Below are 22,259 nucleotides of genomic sequence, written 5' to 3' on the forward strand. Positions count from 1 at the left end.
GCCCTTGACTCGATCATGAACTGTCATGAGCCTGGCATCTGTTCGCCACTGTGGCGAACCCACGCAAGGGGGGTTCATGAGACGAAGAGCGAGACCGATCCTCGCTGTCGGCGCACTCCTGCTGGGCGGAGCGGGCATTGCGCCCCTCGCCCAGGCAGCGGAAGGCCCCGCCTCCACCGATCCGAACGAGGTCAAGGTCTTCCGGGCCGACGTCACGCAGAAGCAGGTACCCCTGCTGCTGGCGGCCGGCCAGGACGCCCACGAACTCGGTGAGCAGGTACCCGAGAAGGGCGAGGCCACGGTCGAGGTGTACCTCACCGACCAGCAGGCCGAGAAGCTGCAGGACCAGGGCGTCGACCTCACCGAACACAAGCTCTCCGCCAAGGCGGAGAACCGTGTCGAGGCCGCCGCCGAGGGCGTCTTCCGCCCGTACAGCGGAAAGGGCGGCCTGAAGGAGGAGATCGTCCGGACGGGGCAGCAGAACCCCGACCTGACCAAGGTCGTCTCCATCGGCAAGACCGTGAACGGGCAGGACATCCTGGCCCTGAAGATGACCAAGGGCGCCAAGAAGTCCAAGGACGGCTCCAAGCCCTCCGTGCTGTACCTGTCCAACCAGCACGCGCGCGAGTGGATCACGCCGGAGATGACCCGCCGGCTGATGCACCACTACCTGGACAACTACAAGACGGACAAGAAGATCAAGAAGCTCGTCGACACGACCGAGCTGTGGTTCGTCCTCTCGGCCAACCCCGACGGCTACGACTACACCTTCCAGAGCACCGACAACCGCCTGTGGCGCAAGAACCTGCGCGACAACAACGGCGACGGCGTCATCGCCACCGGCGACGGCGTCGACCTCAACCGCAACTTCTCCTACAAGTGGGGCTACGACGACGAGGGTTCGTCGCCCAACCCCACCAGCCAGACCTACCGCGGCACCGCGCCCGGCTCCGAGCCCGAGACCCAGGCCCTGGACGCCTTCGAGAAGCGCATCGGCTTCACCTACGGCATCAACTACCACTCCGCCGCCGAACTCATCCTCTACGGGGTCGGCTGGCAGGTCGCCACCGAGACCCCGGACGACGTGCTCTACGAGGCCCTCGCCGGCACTCCGGAGAACCCCGCGGTCCCCGGCTACCACCCACAGGTCTCCTCCGAGCTGTACACCACCAACGGCGAGGCCGACGGCCACGCGGCCAACGTCAACGGCATGGCGATGTTCACCCCGGAGATGTCGACCTGCGAGACCGCCTCGAACGTCGACCCGAACGACGCCTGGAAGCCCGAGGACTGCCTGTCGATCTTCACCTTCCCGGACGACGAGAAGCTGATCCAGCAGGAGTTCGCCAAGAACATCCCCTTCGCGCTCTCCCTCGCCGAGTCCGCCGCCAAGCCCGACCAGCCGAAGTCGGCGGTCGGCCTGAGCGCGGCCGACTTCACCCCGGCCCCCTTCACCACGTCCTACTCGCGCGGCGCCGACCAGGAGGTCTCCGTCGTCGTACGCAAGTCCGTGCGCGACAAGGAGCTCAAGTACCGCGTCAACGGCGGCCGTACGGAGGACATGGCGCTCAAGGCATGGAAGGGCGGCGAGACCTACGGCGGTGAGGACAACATCTACTTCGACGAGTACCGGGCGAAGGTCGCCGACGGCGATCCCGGCGACAAGGTCGAGGTGTGGTTCACCGGCGAGACGAAGGCCGGGAAGCCGGTCTCCAGCAAGCGCTTCACCTACACCGTGGCCCAGCGGCCCCGCGCGGACGTCCTCGTCGTCGCCGAGGAGGGCGCGGCCGCCACACAGGCGCAGACCTACGTCGACGCGCTGAAGGCCAACGGCCGCAGGGCACTCGTCTGGGACGTCGCCACCCAGGGCGCCCCCGACGCGCTCGGCGTGCTGAGCCACTTCGACACGGTCGTCCACTACACCGGGGCGAGCACCCCGGGCATCGCCACCCAGCTCCAGATCCGCGCCTTCCTCAACGAGGGCGGCAAGCTGCTGGAGGCCGGTGAACTGGCAGGCGGCAGCGTCACCCTCGCCGACGGCACCCCGACGAACGACTTCAGCCAGTACTACCTGGGCGCCTACTCGCGTACGTCGACGCCCGGGGCCACCGGCTTCACCGGCTCCGGCGAACTGGCCGGCTTCATCGGAGCGCTCGGCCACGCGGGCGGCAACCCGCTGGACCGGGCGGGGACCTACGGCGTGACGTCCGACGAACTGCCGGTCGAGAAGTTCCCGCAGTTCGCCAGCGCGGGCGCGGGCAAGTTCGCCGGGACCGTCAATCCCTACGGCCCCTACGCGGGCTCCTTCATGGCGGCCGCCGTCCACACCGACGACGCCTACAAGCGGCTCACCCGGACCGTCGACCTCACCGGAGTGACCGCGGCCGACGCGCCCACCCTGCGCAGCCGGCTGCTGTGGGACACCGAGCCCGGCTACGACAACGTGATCGTCGAGGCGCACACCACCGGGGCCGACGACTGGACCACGCTCCCCGAGAAGGGCGGCGCCACCGGCACCGCCGTACCCGCGGAGTGCTCGGCCGGGTACTACGTGAACGAGCACCCGCAGCTCAGGCACTACCTGACCCTGGGCGCCGACGGCTGCACCGCGACCGGCACCACCGGCGCGTGGAACGCCCTCACCGGCGCCTCCAGCGGCTGGGAGCAGGTCGAGTTCGACCTGAGCGCCTACGTCGGCAAGTCCGTCGAGATCTCGATCAGCTACGTCAGCGACCCCGGCACCGGTGGTCACGGCGTCCTCGCCGACGACGCCTCGCTGGTCGTGGGCGGCACCGCCACCCAGGCCGAGGGCTTCGAGACCTCGCTCGGCGCCTGGAGCGTCGCCGGACCGCCCCCGGGCAGCCCGGCCGTCCTCAAGGACTGGGCGCGCACCGGGGCGCTGTTCCAGACCTACGGCGCGGTCACCACGGACGACACCGTGCTGCTGGGCTTCGGCCTGGAGCACGTCACCGCGGCGGCCGACCGGACGGCTCTCATGAAGAAGGCGCTGGCGGCGCTCGAAGAGTGAGGGCTCCGGTGCCGCTCGAAGGGTGATGTCCCTGGTCAACCCGGTCTGACCCTTCGTAGTCATATCGGGTGATCAGGCCTTCGGGTCGGGGCGGTCCGTACCCCTACTGGCGGGTACGGACCGCCCTGCCGTGTATGGGGCATCTCGATGTCACCCCGGCGGCCTCAGGGAGGTAGGGTCGTAGGCGGTCGGGGACATCCCAATACAGCTCGCCGGTCTCACAGCCGGCGTACCAACGAGGAGATCGGTTCGTGACGATCCGCGTAGGCATCAACGGCTTTGGCCGCATCGGTCGTAACTACTTCCGCGCGCTGCTGGAGCAGGGTGCTGACATCGAGATCGTGGCTGTCAACGACCTGGGTGACACCGCGACCACCGCTCATCTGCTCAAGTACGACACCATCCTGGGCCGCCTCAAGGCCGAGGTGTCGAACACCGCCGACACGATCACCGTCGACGGCAAGACGATCAAGGTGCTCTCCGAGCGCAACCCCGCCGACATCCCGTGGGGCGAGCTGGGCGTCGACATCGTCATCGAGTCGACCGGCATCTTCACCAAGAAGGCCGACGCGGAGAAGCACCTGGCCGGCGGCGCCAAGAAGGTCCTCATCTCGGCTCCGGCCAAGGACGAGGACATCACCATCGTGATGGGCGTCAACGAGAACAAGTACGACGCGGCGAACCACCACGTCATCTCGAACGCCTCCTGCACCACCAACTGTGTGGCGCCGATGGCCAAGGTTCTCGACGAGAACTTCGGCATCGTCAAGGGCCTGATGACCACGGTCCACGCCTACACGAACGACCAGCGCATCCTGGACTTCCCGCACTCCGACCTGCGCCGCGCCCGCGCCGCCGCGGAGAACATCATCCCGACCACCACCGGTGCCGCCAAGGCCACCGCCCTGGTGCTCCCGAAGCTCAAGGGCAAGCTCGACGGCATCGCGATGCGCGTCCCGGTCCCCACCGGTTCCGCCACCGACCTGGTCGTGGAGCTGGAGCGCGAGGTCACCAAGGACGAGGTCAACGCCGCGTTCAAGAAGGCCTCCGAGGGCGAGCTCCAGGGCTACCTGTCCTACACGGAGGACCCGATCGTCTCCTCCGACATCGTCGGCGACCCGGCGTCCTGCACCTTCGACTCCTCCCTGACCATGGTCCAGGAGGGCAAGTCGGTGAAGATCCTCGGCTGGTACGACAACGAGTGGGGCTACTCCAACCGCCTCGTCGACCTGACGGTCTTCGTCGGCAACCAGCTCTGATCCACAGAGCAGGCACTTTGATGTGAGAGCAGGGCTCGGGCGGCGCAGCGACGCGCCGACCGGGCCCTGACTCGCGTACAGACCGGCCCTCCTACGATCACGAGCACCACCAGTCCACTCGGGAGTCCCTTCCAATGAAGACGATCGACGAACTGCTCGCCGAAGGCGTCGCGGGCAAGCGGGTCTTCGTCCGCGCCGACCTGAACGTGCCGCTGGACGGCACCACCATCACCGACGACGGCCGTATCCGTGCGGTGCTGCCGACCGTGAAGGCCCTCGCCGAGGCGGGCGCCCGCGTGGTCGTCGCCTCCCACCTGGGCCGCCCCAAGGGCGCCCCGGACCCCGCCTTCTCCCTCGCCCCGGCCGCCGCGCGCCTCGGTGAACTCCTGGACGCCTCCGTGGCGTTCGCTACCGACACGGTGGGCGAGTCCGCCACCGCCACGGTCGCGGGCCTCGCCGACGGCCAGGTCGCGGTCGTCGAGAACCTGCGCTTCAACGCCGGCGAGACCTCCAAGGACGACGCCGAGCGCGGCGCCTTCGCCGACCTGCTCGCCGCCCTCGCCGACGTCTACGTCGGCGACGGCTTCGGCGCGGTGCACCGCAAGCACGCCTCGGTCTTCGACCTCCCGGCCCGGCTGCCGCACTACGCCGGGTACCTCATCGCCACCGAGGTCGGCGTCCTGAAGAAGCTCACCGACGACGTCCAGCGGCCCTATGTGGTCGCGCTCGGCGGTGCCAAGGTCTCCGACAAGCTCGCCGTCATCGACCAGCTGCTCGGCAAGGCCGACCGCATCCTCATCGGCGGCGGCATGGCGTACACCTTCCTCAAGGCGAAGGGTTACGAGGTCGGCGCGTCGCTCCTCCAGGAGGACCAGATCCCGGCGGTCCTGGAGTACATCGAGCGCGCGGAGAAGACCGGCGTCGAGCTGGTCCTGCCGGTCGACGCCGTGGTCGCGCCCGCGTTCCCGGACCTGAAGACCAAGGCCCCGGCCGACGCCACCACCGTCGCCGCGGACGCCATCCCGGCCGACCGGATGGGCCTGGACATCGGCCAGGCGTCCGGCAAGCTGTACGCCTCGAAGATCACCGACGCCGCCACCGTCTTCTGGAACGGCCCGATGGGCGTCTTCGAGCACCCCGATTTCGCCGAGGGCACCAAGGCGGTCGCCCAGGCCCTCCTCGACTCCCCGGCCTTCACGGTCGTCGGCGGTGGCGACTCCGCCGCGGCCGTGCGGATCCTGGGCTTCGACGAGACCGCATTCGGCCACATCTCGACCGGCGGCGGCGCCTCCCTCGAATACCTAGAGGGCAAGACGCTCCCCGGCCTCGCCGCACTGGAGGACTGAACCGCATGACCGTGCGTACGCCGCTGATGGCGGGCAACTGGAAGATGAACCTCAACCACCTCGAGGCCATCGCCCACGTCCAGAAGCTCGCCTTCGCCCTGGCCGACAAGGACTACGACGCCGTAGAGGTCGCCGTCCTGGCGCCCTTCACCGACCTGCGCTCCGTGCAGACCCTGGTCGACGGCGACAAGCTCAAGATCAAGTACGGCGCCCAGGACATCTCGGCGCACGACGGCGGTGCCTACACCGGCGAGATCTCCGGCCCGATGCTGGCCAAGCTGAAGTGCACCTATGTGGCCATCGGCCACTCCGAGCGCCGCCAGTACCACAACGAGACCGACGAACTGGTCAACGCCAAGGTCAAGGCCGCCTACAAGCACGGCCTGACCCCGATCCTGTGCGTCGGCGAGGAGCTGGACGTCCGCGAGGCGGGCAACCACGTCTCCCACACCCTCGCCCAGGTCGAGGGCGGTCTGAAGGACCTCCCGGCCGAGCAGGCCGAGACCGTCGTGATCGCCTACGAGCCCGTCTGGGCCATCGGCACCGGCAAGGTCTGCGGCGCCGAGGACGCCCAGGAGGTCTGCGCCGCCATCCGCGGCAAGGTCGCCGAGCTGTACACCCAGGAGCTGGCCGACCAGGTCCGCATCCAGTACGGCGGCTCCGTGAAGTCCGGCAACGTCGCCGAGATCATGGCGCAGGCCGACATCGACGGTGCTCTCGTGGGCGGTGCGTCCCTCGATGCCGACGAGTTCGTCAAGATCGTGCGCTTCCGCGACCAGTGAGTGTGCGGTAGGCGGGATCCGTCGTACCCTTGCGGGGGCACGGCCCTGAGCTGTGCCCCTGTCGTCCATCCAGATCCGAGGAAGTTGGTCCAGCCGTGGTTATGGGGTTCTCGATCGCCCTGATCGTCTTCAGCGGGCTGATGATGCTGCTGGTGCTCATGCACAAGGGCAAGGGCGGCGGCCTGTCCGACATGTTCGGTGGTGGTATGCAGTCCTCCGTCGGCGGCTCCTCGGTCGCCGAGCGCAACCTCGACCGCATCACCGTGGTGGTCGGTCTGCTGTGGTTCGCGTGCATTGTCGTGCTCGGCCTCCTGATGAAGGTCAACAACTGATCGGCGTCGCACACGCAGCACGTCCATTCCGCACGTAAGGCCCCATGTTCGGTACGCGCAGCTGAGCGCGGCCTATCATGGGGCTTGCGTCTGTGTATGGGGGTTGTAACTCCAATCACTGGACGCGCGTTGGGCCTTACGTAGACTGAGGCGCTCGCAGTGAAGCGAAACGCCGACTCGCTTTGCGGCACCATCACGCAGGGAGTTACGACCGTGGCAAGTGGCAACGCGATCCGAGGAAGCCGGGTCGGGGCGGGGCCGATGGGCGAGGCCGAGCGGGGCGAGTCCGCGCCCCGGCTGCGCATCTCCTTCTGGTGCTCCAACGGGCACGAGACGCAGCCCAGCTTCGCCAGCGACGCGCAGGTTCCCGAAACCTGGGACTGCCCGCGCTGCGGCTTTCCGGCGGGGCAGGACCGGGACAACCCCCCGGACCCGCCACGCACCGAGCCCTACAAGACACACCTCGCCTACGTGCGGGAGCGGCGCAGCGACGCGGACGGCGAGGCGATCCTCGCCGAGGCGCTCGCCAAACTGCGGGGCGAAATCTAGGAGTCGAGACCGGCCGGGCGTCCGCGGATGCCCGGCCGGATCCGTTCCGGCCCTGTGCCGGACTGGTTCGCGACCCGGGCGGCGGACCGCCCCGAGCCCTGTTCCGAGCTGCCCGGCCGCTGCTCGCGGACCGATTGTCAGTGGTGCCCTCTACGGTTTGCACATCGGGGAATCGTGAGGGGGAGCAGTGGCGGCGGTCGAGTCGGTGGACGGGCGTGCGCCCGCGTGGCGCGGGGGATTCGGGCGGTTGTGGGGTGCCGCGGTGCTCTCCAGCTTCGGCGACGCGCTGCGCAACTCCTCGCTGCCCCTGCTCGCCGCAACCCTGACGAACCGCCCGCTGCTCGTCGCCGCGGTCACCGCCTGCGGCTATCTGCCCTGGATCGTCTTCGGGCTGCTCGGCGGAGCCGTCGCCGACCGCGTGGACCAGCGGCGCGCGATGTGGACCGTGGACGCGCTACGAGGGCTGCTGGTCGCCTGCTTCGCAGTGGCCGTCGCCCTCGGACACGCCTCGATCGGCCTGCTGATCGCGCTGGCCTTCGCCCTGACCACCCTGCAGACCCTCTTCGACAACGCCTCCACCGCCCTGCTGCCCGCCCTTGTGGACCGCGCCGTGCTGGGCAGCGCGAACGCCCGCCTGATGACCGGCCAGCAGATCGCGGGCGGCCTGCTGGGCGCCCCCCTCGTGCCGCTGCTGCTGACGGCCGGCGCCGCCATGCCCTTCGTGGCCGACGCGGCGACCTTTCTCGCGGCCGCCGCCCTGATCGCGTCGCTGCGGACCGCCGGACCCGAGCGGAAGCCCCGACCGGCCGGGAGCACCCTGCGCCGCGAGATCGCCGAAGGACTGCGGGTCCTGGGACGGGACCGGGCCCTGCGCGGGCTGTGCGCCGCCACGGCCCTGTGCAATGTCGGCATGGGCGCCCTCATCGCCTGCCTGGTGCTCCTGGTCACCGGCTGGCTGGACGCCGGCACGGCGGGATACGCGGCCGCCCTGACCGCGTACACGAGTGGTGGCCTGGCCGGGGGAGTGGCCGGCGGCCGGCTCGTCGCCCGGCTCGGGCGGGTGCGCGCGGTGCTGTTCGCCGGGACGGTGCAGATCGGTGCGCTGGTGGTCATGGGATCGGTGCGGCACATCGTCGCGCTGGTCGGGGCCATGGCCGTCTTCGGATTCATGGGCATGGTGTGGAACGTCAACACCAGGACGCTGATGCAGGAACGCGGTCCCGCCGAGATGCTGGGCCGGGTCAGCGCCGCCTTCCGGACCCTGGCGGTCGCCGGAGCACCGGTGGGGGCCCTGCTGGGCGGTGTGGTCGCCACCGGCTGGGGGCTGAACACGCCGGCCCTGCTCGCGGCGGTCTTCTTCGTCCTGTCCGTCGCCTCGCTGATACCCGTGCTCCGGGCGGACGTATCTGTGGGTGCGTCCGAAGAGGGCACCACGACAGCTCAGGTCCCGCAGTGATCAACTACGTTGGGAACCGCAGCGGGACAGCAGGCACGGGTACGAAAGAAGGCTGAAGTCCGACATGAACGCAGACGGCCGTACCAGGCTCAACCAGACGCCCGAGTGGACCGCTCTGGCGAAGCACCGTGAGGAACTCGGCGAGGTGCGGCTGCGGGAGCTGTTCGCCGCCGATCCCGGGCGCGGTACCGGATACACCCTGCGGGTCGGCGACCTGCGGATCGACTACTCCAAGAACCTGGTCACCGACGAGACCCTGCGGTTGCTGCGCGAGCTGGCCGCCGCCACCGACGTGTTCGGGCTGCGGGACGCCATGTTCGCCGGCGAGAAGATCAACATCACCGAGGACCGGGCCGTCCTGCACACCGCGCTGCGTGCCCCGGCCAACGCGGTCATCGAGGTCGACGGCGCGAACGTGGTGCCCGAGGTGCACACCGTCCTGGACCGGATGGGCGCCTTCGCCGACCGGGTGCGGTCGGGCGAGTGGACCGGCCACACCGGCCGGCGGATCAGGAACGTCGTCAACATCGGCATCGGCGGTTCCGACCTGGGCCCGGCGATGGCCTACGAGGCCCTGCGGGCCTACACCGCACGGGAGTTGACCTTCCGGTTCGTGTCCAACGTGGACGGCGCCGACCTGCACGAGGCCATCCGCGACCTGGACCCGGCGGAGACCCTGTTCATCGTCGCGTCCAAGACCTTCACCACCATCGAGACCATCACCAACGCGACCTCGGCACGCTCCTGGCTGCTGGACGGGCTCGGCGGCGACGAGAAGGCCGTCGCCCGGCACTTCGTGGCGCTGTCGACCAACGCGCAGAAGGTCACCGGGTTCGGCATCGACGCGGACAACATGTTCGAGTTCTGGGACTGGGTCGGCGGCCGCTACTCCTTCGACTCGGCGATCGGTCTCTCCCTGATGATCGCCATCGGCCCGGACCGCTTCCTGGAGATGCTCGACGGGTTCCGTATCGTCGACGAGCACTTCCTCAACGCCCCCGCCGAGGACAACGCCCCGCTGCTGCTGGGCCTGCTGGGCATCTGGTACGGCAACTTCTTCGGCGCCCAGTCGCACGCGGTGCTGCCCTACAGCCACTACCTGTCCAAGTTCACCGCCTACCTCCAGCAGCTGGACATGGAGTCCAACGGCAAGTCGGTGGACCGGGACGGCAACCCGGTGGAGTGGCAGACCGGCCCGGTGGTGTGGGGCACGCCCGGCACCAACGGCCAGCACGCCTACTACCAGTTGATCCACCAGGGCACCAAGCTCATCCCGGCCGACTTCATCGGCTTCGCCCGCCCCGTCGACGACCTCCAGCCCGCGCTGGTGGCCCAGCACGACCTGCTGATGGCGAACTTCTTCGCCCAGACACAGGCCCTGGCCTTCGGCAAGACACCGGACGAGGTACGCGCCGAGGGTGTCCCGGAGGAACTCGTCCCCCACAAGACGTTCCGGGGCAACCACCCCACGACGACGATTCTGGCCAAGGAACTCACCCCGTCCGTCCTGGGCCAGCTCATCGCCCTCTACGAACACAGGGTCTTCGTCCAGGGCGCCGTGTGGAACATCGACTCCTTCGACCAGTGGGGCGTCGAACTCGGCAAGGTCCTCGCCAAGCGCGTCGAACCCGCCCTCACCCAGGGCGCGGAGGTGCCGGGGCTGGACGCGTCCACCAAGGCGCTGGTCGGTGCCTACCGGGAGCTGCGCGAGCGGCAGTGACGACGGGAGCCCGTACGGTCAAGGACCGTACGGGCTCCGCGGCCGGACATCCGGTGCGTCAGGACGACGCCGGTGGATACAGCGAGCGCGGCAGTTGGGAGGCCGCCGCCGTGTCCAGGAGCCACAGGGTGCGGGCGCGGCCGCGGGCGCCTGCTGCGGGGGCCTGGATCTCGCCCGCGCCGGAGAGGGCGATGGCGGCGGCGTTGGCCTTGTCCTCGCCGGCCGCGAGGAGCCAGACCTCGCGGGCGGCGCGGATCGCCGGGAGGGTGAGGGTGACGCGGGTCGGCGGGGGCTTGGGGGCGCCGTGGACGCCGACCACCGTGCGCTCGGTCTCCCGTACCGCGGGGAGCTCGGGGAAGAGCGAGGCCACGTGGGTGTCGGGGCCGACGCCCAGCATCAGCACGTCGAAGGTCGGCACCGCGCCATGGTTCTCGGGGCCCGCCGCCCGGGCCAGCTCCTCCGCGTAGGCGGCCGCGGCCGCGTCCACGTCGTCGCCGTGGGGACCGTCCGAGGCGGGCATGGCGTGCACGCGCTTGGGGTCCAGGGGCACCGCGTCCAGCAGGGCCTCGCGGGCCTGCGTGACATTGCGGTCCGGGTCGCCCTCCGGGAGGAAGCGCTCGTCGCCCCACCACAGGTCGAGGCGGCTCCAGTCGACGGCGTCCCGGGCGGGCGCAGCGGCCAGGGCGGCCAGCAGGCCGTTGCCGTTGCGGCCGCCCGTGAGGACCACCGACGCCGAGCCCCGGGAGGCCTGCGCGTCCACGATCTTGGTGATCAGACGGGCCGCGGCGGCCTGGGCCATCAGCTCCTTGTCGTGGTGCACGACCAGCTGGGGAGTGTTCACTTCGCCGCCGCCTTCTTCAGCGGGGCCGGCGCCGTCGCTTCCTTCGCGGGAGCTTTCGCAGCGGCTTCGACGGGAGTGTCGACCGCTTCTCCTCCGGCCGCTTCTCCTTTGGCCGGCGGTCCCTCCGGGGCCGGTTCGTCCGACGCCGGTGACTCCTCGGCCCTGGCCACGGCGGCATCGGCCAGGGCGACCGCCTGCGCCGCCTTGGCGATCGCGGCCTCGGCGCCCCGGACCGCCGGAGCGGCACCGCTGGAGTTCAGCCGGTCCACTCCGAAACGCAACGCCGACGCGTACGTGTCGTCCGGGTCCAGCCGCCGCAGCTCCTCCGCGATCAGCTCGGCCGTCTCACGGCGCTTGAGCGCCACCGCACGGTCCGGCTGACCCTGGATGGACAGCGTGGCCAGCGAGCCGTCGGCACGGTCCAGGACGATCGGACCGCAGTCCGTGTCCATGCGGACGGCCGTAAGGCCGGGACCGCCGGACAGGGAGCGCTTGACCGGCACGTCCAGCCGGTCCGCGAGCCACATCGCGAGCAGCTCGCAGCTCGGGTTGAACTCCTCGCCCTCCACCTCGACGGCCTCGACCTCGCAGGTGACCTGGTCGAGAGCGGCCGCCAGCATCGAACGCCAGGGGGTGATCCGGGTCCAGGACAGATCCGTGTCCCCGGGCGTGTACGCGTCCGCGCGGGCACCGAGCTCCCGTACCGGCTGCTCGGAGGCGTAGGTGTCGGTGACCCGGCGCTGGGCCAGCGCGCCCAGCGGATCCTTCGCGGGGTCCAGGGGCGCGTTCACCGGCCACCAGACCACCACCGGGGCGTCCGGCAGCAGCAGCGGCAGGACGACCGACTGGGCGTGGTCGGCGACCTCGCCGTAGAGCCGGAGCACCACCGTCTCGCCGGTGCCCGCGTCCGCGCCGACCCGCACCTCGGCGTCCAGCCGGGACTGCGTACGGTCGCGGGGGGAACGCGAGACCCGCTTGATGACCACGAGCGTGCGCGAGGGGTGCTCGTGCGAGGCGTCGTTCGCGGCCTTCAGGGCGTCGTACGCGTTCTCCTCGTCCGTGACGATGACCAGCGTGAGCACCATGCCGACGGCGGGTGTGCCGATGGCGCGGCGGCCCTTCACCAGCGCCTTGTTGACCTTGCTGGCCGTGGTGTCCGTGAGGTCTATCTTCATGGCCGGCGCCAGCTCCGTCCGTCTCGCTCAAGCATTTCGTCGGCCTCGACGGGACCCCAGGTACCGGACTGGTACTGGGCGGGCCTGCCGTTCTTGTCCCAGTACTCCTCGATCGGGTCGAGGATCTTCCAGGACAGCTCGACCTCCTCCGTGCGCGGGAAGAGGTTCGAGTCGCCGAGCAGCACGTCGAGGATCAGGCGCTCGTACGCCTCGGGCGAGGACTCCGTGAACGACTCGCCGTAGGCGAAGTCCATGGACACGTCCCGGATCTCCATCGAGGTGCCAGGCACCTTGGAGCCGAAGCGGACCGTGACGCCCTCGTCGGGCTGGACGCGGATGACGATCGCGTTCTTGCCCAGCTCCTCCGTCGCCGTGTGGTCGAACGGGGAGTGCGGCGCCCGCTGGAAGACGACCGCGATCTCGGTGACCCGGCGGCCGAGCCGCTTGCCGGTGCGCAGGTAGAAGGGGACGCCCGCCCAGCGGCGGTTGTCGACCTCCAGCTTGATCGCGGCGTAGGTGTCGGTCTTGGAGCTGGCGTTGATCCCCTCCTCCTGGAGGTAGCCCACCGCCTTCTCGCCGCCCTGCCAGCCCTCCGCGTACTGGCCGCGCACGGTGTCCCGGCCCAGGTCCTTCGGCAGCCGCACCGCGCCGAGCACCTTGGTCTTCTCCGCCGCCAGCGCGTCCGCGTCGAAGGAGGCGGGCTCCTCCATCGCGGTGAGCGCCATCAGCTGGAGCAGGTGGTTCTGGATGACGTCACGGGCGGCGCCGATGCCGTCGTAGTAGCCGGCCCGGCCGCCGATGCCGATGTCCTCGGCCATGGTGATCTGCACGTGGTCCACGAAGGACCGGTTCCAGATCGGCTCGAACATCGTGTTGGCGAAGCGCAGCGCCAGGATGTTCTGGACCGTCTCCTTGCCCAGGTAGTGGTCGATGCGGAAGACCTGGTCCGGGGCGAAGACCTCTTCGACGGTGGTGTTGAGCTCCTCGGCGGACTTCAGGTCGTGGCCGAAGGGCTTCTCGATGACCGCGCGCCGCCAGGAGCCGCTCGACTGGTCGGCCAGCCGGTGCTTCTTCAGCTGCTGGATGACCACGGGGAACGCGGACGGCGGCACGGACAGGTAGAAGGCGAAGTTGCCGCCGGTGCCCTGCGCCTTGTCGAGCTCGTCGATGGTGTCGCGCAGCCGCTCGAAGGAGTCGTCGTCGTCGAAGGTGCCCTGGACGAAGCGCATCCCCTGGATGAGCTGCTGCCAGACCTCCTCGCGGAACGGCGTGCGGGCGTGCTCCTTGACGGCGTCGTGGACCACTTCCGCGAAGTCCTCGTTCTGCCACTCGCGCCGGGCGAAACCGACCAGCGAGAAGCCCGGTGGCAGCAGGCCCCGGTTGGCGAGGTCGTACACCGCGGGCATCAGCTTCTTTCGGGACAAATCGCCCGTGACGCCGAAGATGACCAGGCCCGACGGCCCCGCGATACGCGGGAGCCGTCGGTCTGCGGGGTCACGGAGCGGATTCGCTCCGGCACCGGAAAGGGGGGACAAGAGATCAGCCCTCCGAAGGGGCGAGGCGCTGAAGCTCGGCCTCGGTCGACTTGAGCAGGTCGTTCCAGGACGCCTCGAACTTCTCGACGCCCTCGTCCTCCAGGAGCTGCACCACGTCGTCGTACGAGATCCCGAGCTTCTCGACGGCGTCGAGCTCGGCACGGGCCTGCTCGTAGGTGCCGGCGACGGCGTTGCCGCGGATCTGGCCGTGGTCCTCGGTGGCGAACAGGGTCGCCTCCGGCATGGTGTTCACCGTGTTCGGCGCCACCAGCTCGTCGACGTACAGCGTGTCCTTGTAGGCCTTGTCCTTGACGCCGGTCGAGGCCCACAGCGGACGCTGCTTGTTCGCGCCCGCGTTCTCCAGCGCCGACCAGCGAGGACCGGCGAAGACCTCCTCGTACGCCTGGTAGGCGAGACGGGCGTTGGCGACGCCGGCCTTGCCGCGGGCGGCCTTGGCCTCGTCGGTGCCGAGCTTGTCGATCCGCTTGTCGATCTCGGTGTCCACCCGGGACACGAAGAAGGACGCCACGGAGTGGATCTTCGACAGGTCGAGACCCTTCTCCTTGGCCTTCTCCAGGCCGGACAGGTAGGCGTCCATGACCTCGCGGTAGCGCTCCAGCGAGAAGATCAGCGTGACGTTGACGCTGATGCCGAGGCCGATGGTCTCGGTGATCGCCGGCAGGCCCGCCTTGGTGGCCGGGATCTTGATGAGCGTGTTGGGGCGGTCGACCAGCCAGGCGAGCTGCTTGGCCTCGGCGACCGTCGCCTTGGTGTTGTGGGCCAGGCGCGGGTCGACCTCGATCGACACGCGGCCGTCCTGGCCGCCGGTGGCGTCGAAGACCGGCCGCAGGATGTCGGCGGCGTCGCGGACGTCCGCCGTGGTGATCATGCGGATGGCCTCTTCGACCGTGACCTTGCGGGCGGCGAGGTCGGAGAGCTGCTGGTCGTAACCGTCGCCCTCGGAGATCGCCTTCTGGAAGATCGACGGGTTGGTGGTGACGCCCACGACGTGCTGCTGGTCGAGCAGCTCGGCGAGGTTGCCGGACGTGATCCGCTTGCGCGACAGGTCGTCCAGCCAGATCGCGACGCCTTCTTCGGAGAGGCGCTTGAGTGCGTCTGTCATGGAAAATGCATCTCCTACGTGTCGTGTATCAGCGTCAGCGCTGGGCTGCGGCGATCGATTCCCGCGCCTGGGCGGCCACGTTCTCGGCAGTGAAGCCGAACTCGCGGAAGAGGACCTTGCCGTCGGCCGAAGCACCGAAGTGCTCCAGGGAAACGATGCGACCGGCGTCCCCGACGTACTTGTGCCAGGTGAGACCGATACCGGCCTCGACCGCGACACGGGCCTTCACGGACGGCGGCAGGACGCTGTCCCGGTACCCCTGGTCCTGCTCCTCGAACCACTCCACCGACGGCATGGACACGACGCGCGTGGGCACACCGTCGGCCTCCAGGGCCTCGCGCGCCGCTACGGCTACGTGCACCTCGGAACCGGTGGCGATCAGGATCACCTCGGGCGTACCCGAGGAGGCCTCGAACAGGACGTAACCGCCCTTGGCCGCGTTCTCGTCGGGCTCGTACGTCGGCACGCCCTGACGGGTCAGCGCCAAGCCGTGCGGGGCGCCCTTGCCGAACTCCTTGGTGTATCGCTTGAGGATCTCGCGCCAGGCGATCGCCGTTTCGTTGGCGTCGGCCGGGCGGACCACGTTCAGGCCCGGGATGGCGCGCAGCGAGGCGAGGTGCTCGACGGGCTGGTGGGTGGGGCCGTCCTCGCCGAGGCCGATCGAGTCGTGCGTCCACACGTACGTCACCGGCAGGTGCATGAGGGCCGACAGGCGGACCGCGTTGCGCATGTAGTCGGAGAACACCAGGAAGGTGCCGCCGTAGATACGGGTGTTGCCGTGCAGCGCGATGCCGTTCATCTCCGCGGCCATGGAGTGCTCGCGGATGCCGAAGTGGATCGTGCGGCCGTACGGGTCCGCCTCCGGCAGCGGGTTGTCCGCCGGGAGGAACGACGAGGTCTTGTCGATCGTCGTGTTGTTCGAGCCGGCCAGGTCGGCCGAGCCGCCCCACAGCTCGGGGACGACCGCGCCGAGCGCCTGGAGCACCTTGCCGGAGGCGGCACGCGTGGCCACGCCCTTGCCGGTCTCGAAGACCGGGATCGCGGACTCCCAGCCCTCGGGCAGCTCACCCGCGTTGATGCGGTCGAACTCGGCGGCGCGCTCGGGGTTGTTGTCGCGCCACAGCTGGAACGACTTCTCCCACTCCGCCTTCGCCTGCGCACCGCGCTCCAGGGCCTGGCGGGTGTGGGTGATGACCTCGTCGGACACCTCGAAGCTCTGCTCCGGGTCGAAGCCCAGGACCCGCTTGGTGGCCGCGACCTCGTCGTCGCCCAGCGCCGAGCCGTGCGCGGCCTCGGTGTTCTGGGCGTTCGGGGCCGGCCAGGCGATGATCGAGCGCATCGCGATGAAGGACGGCTTGTCCGTGACGGCCTTGGCCTGCTGGATCGCCTCGTAGATGGCGGCCGGGTCGAGGTCGCCGTTGGCCTGCGGCTCGACGCGCTGCACGTGCCAGCCGTACGCGGCGTACCGCGCGACGACGTCCTCGGAGACGGCCGTCTCGGTGTCGCCCTCGATCGAGATGTGGTTGTCGTCCCACAGCAGGACCAGGTTGCCGAGCTTCTGGTGGCCGGCCAGGGAGGACGCCTCGCCGGAGATGCCCTCCTGGAGGCAGCCGTCACCGGCGATGGCGTAGACGAAGTGGTCGAAGGGGGACTCGCCCGGCGCGGCCTCCGGGTCGAACAGGCCGCGCTCGTAGCGGGCGGCCATCGCCATGCCCACGGCGTTGGCGACACCCTGGCCCAGCGGGCCGGTCGTCGTCTCGACGCCCGTGGTGTGGCCGTACTCCGGGTGGCCGGGGGTCTTCGAGCCCCAGGTCCGGAACGCCTTCAGGTCGTCCAGCTCCAGGCCGAAGCCGGCCAGGTAGAGCTGGGTGTAGAGGGTCAGGGACGAGTGGCCCGCGGACAGCACGAAGCGGTCGCGGCCGACCCAGTCGGCGTCCGCCGGGTCGTGCCGCATCACCTTCTGGAAGAGGGTGTAGGCGGCGGGAGCCAGGCTCATCGCCGTACCGGGATGGCCGTTGCCGACCTTCTGTACGGCATCGGCGGCCAGGACGCGGGCCGTGTCGACGGCCCGCTGGTCCAACTCGGTCCACTCGAGGTCTGTGGTGGTCGGCTTGGTGCTCACCCTGGGTCAGGGCTCCTCTCCACATGTCACGCATGTCGAATGCCGGTGCACGGGGCGCAGCGGCCGTTGTCGAGCCTACCCCCGTCGGTACGTGCGTTTTTTCGAGTCGTTCCAGAGTGCCGGGAGTGTCGGGGATCCGCCTCCCCACCGGGTCGTTCCGTGTTCGGCAACTGAATACGGTGCTGCTCGTTCGAGTGCTCAATCGAGTGCCGGCGGGCTCTTGTCGCGGTGCCTGCCAACACGACCCCACCCCCGCGAATGTCGGGGTATGGGCAACGTCTACAGTGGCGTGGTACGCGCGAGCCTTTACCGGGACTTCACACGGGCGAGGCTTGCTGGGATGTCTCTGTAGGGGTGTGCGTGACGGCCGTCGAATCCCGTCCAGCCGGTGTGCTGGGGGAGAAGAGCAGGAGCTCGAGTCACCGGCCGTTCGGGGCCCGTGTCAAGGCGTTCGTGGAGCTGACGAAGCCGCGGATCATCGAACTGCTGCTCATCACCACCGTTCCGGTGATGTTCCTGGCGCAGCAGGGCGTGCCCGACCTGAAGCTGGTGCTGCTCACCTGCCTCGGCGGTTACCTCTCCGCGGGCGGGGCCAACGCGCTGAACATGTACATCGACCGCGACATCGACGCGCTGATGGACCGCACCTCGCAGCGCCCGCTGGTCACCGGCATGGTCAGCCCGCGCGAGTGCCTGGCCTTCGGCATCACCCTCGCGGTCGTCTCCACGCTGCTGTTCGGCCTCACCGTCAACTGGCTGTCGGCCTGGCTGTCGCTCGGCGCGCTCCTCTTCTACGTCGTCGTCTACACGATGATCCTCAAGCGCCGCACCTCGCAGAACATCGTGTGGGGCGGCATCGCCGGCTGCCTCCCGGTGCTGATCGGCTGGTCGTCCGTCACGAACTCCATGTCGTGGGCGCCGGTCATCCTCTTCCTCGTCATGTTCTTCTGGACGCCGCCGCACTACTGGCCGCTGTCCATGAAGGTGCGTGAGGACTACGCGCGCGTGGGCGTGCCGATGCTGCCGGTCGTCGCCTCCAACAAGGTGGTCGCCAAGCAGATCGTGCTCTACAGCTGGGTGATGGTCGCCGTCTCGCTGCTGCTCCAGCCGCTCGGCTACACCGGCTGGTTCTACACGGCGGTCGCGCTGCTGGCCGGCGGCTTCTGGCTGTGGGAGGCGCACGGGCTCCAGAACCGCGCCAGGGCCGAGGTCACCGGCGCCAAGCTGAAGGAGATGCGGCTGTTCCACTGGTCGATCACCTACGTGTCGATCCTGTTCGTGGCGGTCGCGGTGGACCCCTTCCTGCGGTAGCCGGTCCCGTACGCGTATACGGCCGGGGTGCGTGGTCAAGGCCACGCACCCCGGCCGTCGCCGTTTGATCTACCCGTCGGTAGCATCCTGGCCATGGCAGACACGCAGCAGGTTGACGAGGGCACCGACGCCAAGAAGGCCGCGCGGGCCGAGCGCAGGGTGGCCCGCCTGGCCAAGCAGATCGGCGCCTTCTCCAAGAAGCACGGCGGAGCCGAGGGCCAGGTGGCCTACCTCGGCGAGCGCGGCGCCCGGATCGTCCTGGTCGGCGAGGACGGCGGCTGGGGCGACCTGGTGGCCCCGTCGTACGAGATCGCCGAGCAGGCGGTCGCGAAGTCCGGCATCACTGTTCACGAGGAGTTCGACGGGGAGTTCGCCGCCAAGGTGCGGACCGGGCCGTACGAGTGGACGCGGATGGCCGGAATCCAGGTGGGCGGGCCGAGCAACACCTGACACCGGGTTCACCCGTTAGGCCCCGTGGAGGACCGTAGGAGAACACGGTCCTCGGACGTGGTCCGCTGCACGGGGAGCCCGGATGATCGAAACGCCGTCCCTCGTGGACCAGTACTGCCACGGCGTACTGAGGACGGAGCTGGGCCTCGGCACCTTCGAGGCCCAGCTGGCCCGCACCGAGGGCCCGCCCGCGGCCGGGACGACGCTGTTCGACACCCAGACCGGGTTCGCGGTACGCCGCTGGTGCCCCCCGCTCCTCGGGCTTGAACCGCACTGCCCGCCCGCCCGCTATCTCGCCCGGCGCCGTGAACTCGGCGTACTGGAATCGGGCCGCCGGCTCCTCAGGGGCAGCGGAATCACGACGTATCTGGTCGACACCGGACTGCCCGGAGACCTCACCGGGCCCGACGAGATGGCCTCGACGGCGGGCGCCGAGGCCCGCGAGATCGTGCGGCTCGAACTCCTGGCCGAGCAGGTCGCCGACACCTCCGGCACGGTCGAGTCCTTTCTCGCCAACCTCGCCGAGTCCGTCCACGGCGCCGCCGCCGGAGCCGTGGCCTTCACCTCCGTGGCGGGCGTACGGCACGGACTCGCGCTCGCCCCCGAGCCGCCGGGGCCGGGGGAGGTGCGGGGTGCGGCGGGCCGCTGGCTGGCGGGGCGCCGGGTCGGCGGGGAGCTGAGCGACCCGGTTCTGCTGCGCCACCTGCTGTGGATCGCGATCGCCTCCGGCCGACCTCTCCAACTGCACGCCGGCCTCGGCGAGCCCGGCCTGCGGATCGACCGCACGGATCCCGTGCTCCTGACGGACTTCGTCCGCGCCACGGCCGGCCTGGGCACGGACCTCGTCCTCCTGCACGGCTACCCCTACCACCGCCACGCCGCTCATCTCGCGGGCGTCTTCCCCCACGTCTACGCCGACTCCGGCGCCGCCCTGGTCCGCACCGGCGCCCGGGCCGCGACCGTCCTCGCCGAGATCCTGGAGCTGGCCCCCTTCGGCAAGATCCTCTTCTCCAGCGGAGCGCAGGGTCTGCCCGAGCTGCACGTGGTGGGCGCCCGCCTGTTCCGCGAGGCGCTCGGACGCGTCCTGGGTGGCTGGGTCGCCGACGGGGCGTGGTCGCTGACGGACGCGCAGCGCGTGGCGGGTCTGATCGCGGAGGGGAACGCGCGGCGGGTCTATGGCTTGCGCTGAGCCACGGCTCAGGTGTTCACGCCCGGGTCAGCGTCGCCTCGCTGGAAGGGCCCGGTACGTCGGCCACCAGCTCCGGCCGCTCCCGCAGGGACAGGTGCACACGCACGACCGCGATCCACACCAGGGCGGAGCCGAGCATGTGCAGGCCGACCAGGATCTCCGGCAGGTCGGTGAAGTACTGGACGTACCCGATGACGCCCTGGGCGAGCAGGATCAGGAAGAGATCACGGGTGCGGGCCAGCGGCACCTTGGGGGAGTCGACCGCCTTGAGGACGAACCACAGGGCGAAGGTCAGCGACACCACGATCCAGGCCAGCACCGCGTGCACCTTGCTGACGGTCTCCCAGTCCAGCGGCATCCGCTCGACCTCGCTGGAGTCACCCGCGTGCGGGCCCGCGCCGGTCACCACCGTGCCGACCAGGATCAGCAGCACCGAGGCCGCGACCAGGAACCACACCAGCTGCCGCACGGCCTTGCCGACCAGCGGCCGGGGCTCCCCGTCGCCCTCCCGGGCGCGCTGCCACATCACCGTGGCGATGGCGATCAGCGCCGACGTCGCCACGAAGTGCGCGGCGACCGTGTACGGGTTGAGGCCGACCAGCACGACGATGCCGCCGAGGATCGCGTTGCTCATCACGACCCAGAACTGCGCCCAGCCCAGCCGCGTCAGACTCCGCCGGTACGGCTTCTCCGAGCGCGCGGCGATGATGGCCCAGCCCACCGCGGCACACAGCACGTACGTCAGCATGCGGTTGCCGAACTCGATGGCACCGTGCACGCCCATCGCGCTCGTCGCGGTGAGCGAGTCGTCGGTGCACTTCGGCCAGGTCGGGCAGCCGAGCCCGGACCCGGTCAGCCGCACCGCGCCACCGGTGACCACGATGACCACCGACATCACGAGCGCGGCGAGCGCCGCCCGCCGGACCGTCCTCGGGGTGGGCGTCCAGCGTGCGGCGATGAAGGCGAGCGGGTTGCGGACGGCTGCTACGACGTCGGCGCGGGTCACGTTTGGCACGCCGTCCATCGTAGGGGGCCGCTTGTGCACGCTTTCACGAGGGGGCGTCGAAGGGGGCGGGGCGCTCCCTCGGGCGCCCCGCCCCTGTCCTCCGGACCCCCGTGCCGGAGGGTCAGCGGACGCAGATGACCTGGGCCTTGAGGTGCCAGTGGGACAGCATTCCGGAAGCTAGTTCGGACACGGTTGTCCGTGCCCCGGACGGTGCCAGGGTCGGGCGCACTTCCACCGGGACGAGCCGGTTGAAGGCGGCCTCGATCGCGGAGACGCGGACGCCCGCGCCGAACGCCTTGGTGCCGCGCGGGCAGACGGCGAGGGCCGTGCCCGCCTGGGCGGGGCTGGGGACCGTCTTCCAGTCGGTCTCCTGGTACGTCTGGCCGAGTTCCGCACAGACGATGTGAGTCCGCACGCGCCACCGCAGCGATGTGGCCAGTGCCTCACTGGCCCGGACGGAGGCGGAGCGACTGGAGGTGACGGTGATGGCGTTGATGCCGATGGGGTGGTTGACACCCGCAACGCTGGCGCCGAGACCGATGAGGCGTGTGCCGCGCGGGCAGACGGCACTCGACGGGGACTTGGGGCTCTTGGAGTCGGACCCCGAACTGACGGTGCGGTACTGGAGCCCGAGCGGCCTGTTGGCGCACACCGCATAGGCCCGCACGGACCACCTGGCCGAGTTGAGGGCACCGAGCTCCTCCGCCGACACGGCCCAGCCGTGCCCGCGGTGGGAACGGACCGGATACGAGCCGCGCAGCAGTACCCGGTTTCCTCCGTCCACGATTCGCGCCCCGCCTGCGAGGATCACCTTCCCGCGAGGGCAGGAAGCACGGACGCTGCGCGAGGGGGTGGAGTTGGTCGCACTGGCTCGCTCCACGTAGGTGTAGCCGGAGACGGCGACCGGCCGTGCGTCCGACGCGGCCGGCGCTGCCATCAGTCCCTGTCCGCCGAGGGCCGCGCCGAGGGCCATCGCGGTGCCCCACAGGAGGGGACGGCGGGACGCAGGTGCCTGGATCATGGTGAATCTCCCTG

At 70.0% G+C, this 22,259-nt stretch carries 18 protein-coding genes; 11 read left to right on the forward strand and 7 right to left on the reverse strand.

Annotation, left to right across the window (positions count from 1 at the left end):
* The first annotated feature begins 76 nt into the window (after positions 1-76).
* The 8 genes from K4B79_RS06145 to pgi all read left to right on the forward strand — a co-directional run bounded on the left by K4B79_RS06145 (position 77) and on the right by pgi (position 10,472).
* The gene (locus K4B79_RS06145) at positions 77-3,028 is read left to right on the forward strand and encodes a M14 family metallopeptidase (RefSeq protein ID WP_232025221.1); all 2,952 of its coding nucleotides are present in this window, start codon (positions 77-79) and stop codon (positions 3,026-3,028) included.
* Positions 3,029-3,279: 251 nt separating this feature from the next.
* Entirely contained in the window at positions 3,280-4,287 is a 1,008-nt protein-coding gene (gene gap / locus K4B79_RS06150; RefSeq protein ID WP_067430529.1) for a type I glyceraldehyde-3-phosphate dehydrogenase, read from the forward strand.
* A gap of 134 nt (positions 4,288-4,421) precedes the next feature.
* The gene (locus tag K4B79_RS06155; protein ID WP_232025222.1) at positions 4,422-5,633 is read left to right on the forward strand and encodes a phosphoglycerate kinase; all 1,212 of its coding nucleotides are present in this window, start codon (positions 4,422-4,424) and stop codon (positions 5,631-5,633) included.
* 5 nt (positions 5,634-5,638) lie between these two features.
* The gene (gene tpiA, locus K4B79_RS06160) at positions 5,639-6,415 is read left to right on the forward strand and encodes a triose-phosphate isomerase (protein WP_232025223.1); all 777 of its coding nucleotides are present in this window, start codon (positions 5,639-5,641) and stop codon (positions 6,413-6,415) included.
* A 101-nt stretch (positions 6,416-6,516) separates the two neighbouring features.
* Complete coding sequence (secG, locus tag K4B79_RS06165; RefSeq protein WP_067430519.1) at positions 6,517-6,747, forward strand: preprotein translocase subunit SecG; 231 nt, start codon at positions 6,517-6,519, stop codon at positions 6,745-6,747.
* Positions 6,748-6,960: 213 nt separating this feature from the next.
* Entirely contained in the window at positions 6,961-7,296 is a 336-nt protein-coding gene (locus K4B79_RS06170; RefSeq protein WP_003976875.1) for an RNA polymerase-binding protein RbpA, read from the forward strand.
* A gap of 187 nt (positions 7,297-7,483) precedes the next feature.
* On the forward strand, positions 7,484-8,752 hold the full coding sequence (locus K4B79_RS06175; RefSeq protein WP_232025224.1) for an MFS transporter: 1,269 nt from the start codon (positions 7,484-7,486) through the stop codon (positions 8,750-8,752).
* Positions 8,753-8,816: 64 nt separating this feature from the next.
* On the forward strand, positions 8,817-10,472 hold the full coding sequence (pgi, locus tag K4B79_RS06180) for a glucose-6-phosphate isomerase (protein ID WP_232025225.1): 1,656 nt from the start codon (positions 8,817-8,819) through the stop codon (positions 10,470-10,472).
* A 58-nt stretch (positions 10,473-10,530) separates the two neighbouring features.
* On the opposite strand, the gene pgl is transcribed toward pgi, so the two are convergent.
* The 5 genes from pgl to tkt are packed head-to-tail and all read right to left on the reverse strand — an operon-like array spanning position 10,531 to position 17,268.
* A complete protein-coding gene (gene pgl, locus K4B79_RS06185; protein ID WP_232025226.1) occupies positions 10,531-11,313 on the reverse strand; it encodes a 6-phosphogluconolactonase in 783 nt (260 codons plus the stop codon).
* Entirely contained in the window at positions 11,310-12,488 is a 1,179-nt protein-coding gene (gene opcA, locus K4B79_RS06190) for a glucose-6-phosphate dehydrogenase assembly protein OpcA (RefSeq protein ID WP_232025227.1), read from the reverse strand. Before opcA ends, pgl begins: the two co-directional genes overlap by 4 nt.
* Positions 12,485-14,023: a glucose-6-phosphate dehydrogenase gene (gene zwf / locus K4B79_RS06195; protein ID WP_232025228.1), complete on the reverse strand. Its 1,539-nt coding sequence runs from the start codon at positions 14,021-14,023 to the stop codon at positions 12,485-12,487. Before zwf ends, opcA begins: the two co-directional genes overlap by 4 nt.
* Before the next feature lie 4 nt (positions 14,024-14,027).
* Positions 14,028-15,146 (reverse strand): transaldolase, encoded by a 1,119-nt coding sequence (gene tal, locus K4B79_RS06200; RefSeq protein WP_232025229.1) that lies wholly within the window; start codon positions 15,144-15,146, stop codon positions 14,028-14,030.
* Positions 15,147-15,180: 34 nt separating this feature from the next.
* Positions 15,181-17,268 (reverse strand): transketolase, encoded by a 2,088-nt coding sequence (gene tkt, locus K4B79_RS06205; protein ID WP_232025230.1) that lies wholly within the window; start codon positions 17,266-17,268, stop codon positions 15,181-15,183.
* Positions 17,269-17,622: 354 nt separating this feature from the next.
* Between tkt and K4B79_RS06210 the strand changes: the two genes are divergently transcribed.
* From K4B79_RS06210 to K4B79_RS06220, 3 genes are all read left to right on the forward strand, one after another.
* Positions 17,623-18,579: a heme o synthase gene (locus K4B79_RS06210; RefSeq protein ID WP_232025231.1), complete on the forward strand. Its 957-nt coding sequence runs from the start codon at positions 17,623-17,625 to the stop codon at positions 18,577-18,579.
* 93 nt (positions 18,580-18,672) lie between these two features.
* Positions 18,673-19,029: a hypothetical protein gene (locus K4B79_RS06215; protein WP_232025232.1), complete on the forward strand. Its 357-nt coding sequence runs from the start codon at positions 18,673-18,675 to the stop codon at positions 19,027-19,029.
* A gap of 82 nt (positions 19,030-19,111) precedes the next feature.
* Positions 19,112-20,218: an amidohydrolase family protein gene (locus tag K4B79_RS06220; protein ID WP_232025233.1), complete on the forward strand. Its 1,107-nt coding sequence runs from the start codon at positions 19,112-19,114 to the stop codon at positions 20,216-20,218.
* A 16-nt stretch (positions 20,219-20,234) separates the two neighbouring features.
* On the opposite strand, the gene K4B79_RS06225 is transcribed toward K4B79_RS06220, so the two are convergent.
* Together K4B79_RS06225 and K4B79_RS06230 are read right to left on the reverse strand one after the other, a co-directional pair.
* Entirely contained in the window at positions 20,235-21,242 is a 1,008-nt protein-coding gene (locus K4B79_RS06225) for a COX15/CtaA family protein (protein ID WP_232025234.1), read from the reverse strand.
* Positions 21,243-21,345: 103 nt separating this feature from the next.
* A complete protein-coding gene (locus K4B79_RS06230) occupies positions 21,346-22,245 on the reverse strand; it encodes a hypothetical protein (RefSeq protein ID WP_232025235.1) in 900 nt (299 codons plus the stop codon).
* Positions 22,246-22,259 lie beyond the last annotated feature (14 nt).

This window comes from Streptomyces lincolnensis (assembly GCF_021173675.1).
GTDB lineage: Bacteria > Actinomycetota > Actinomycetes > Streptomycetales > Streptomycetaceae > Streptomyces > Streptomyces lincolnensis_B.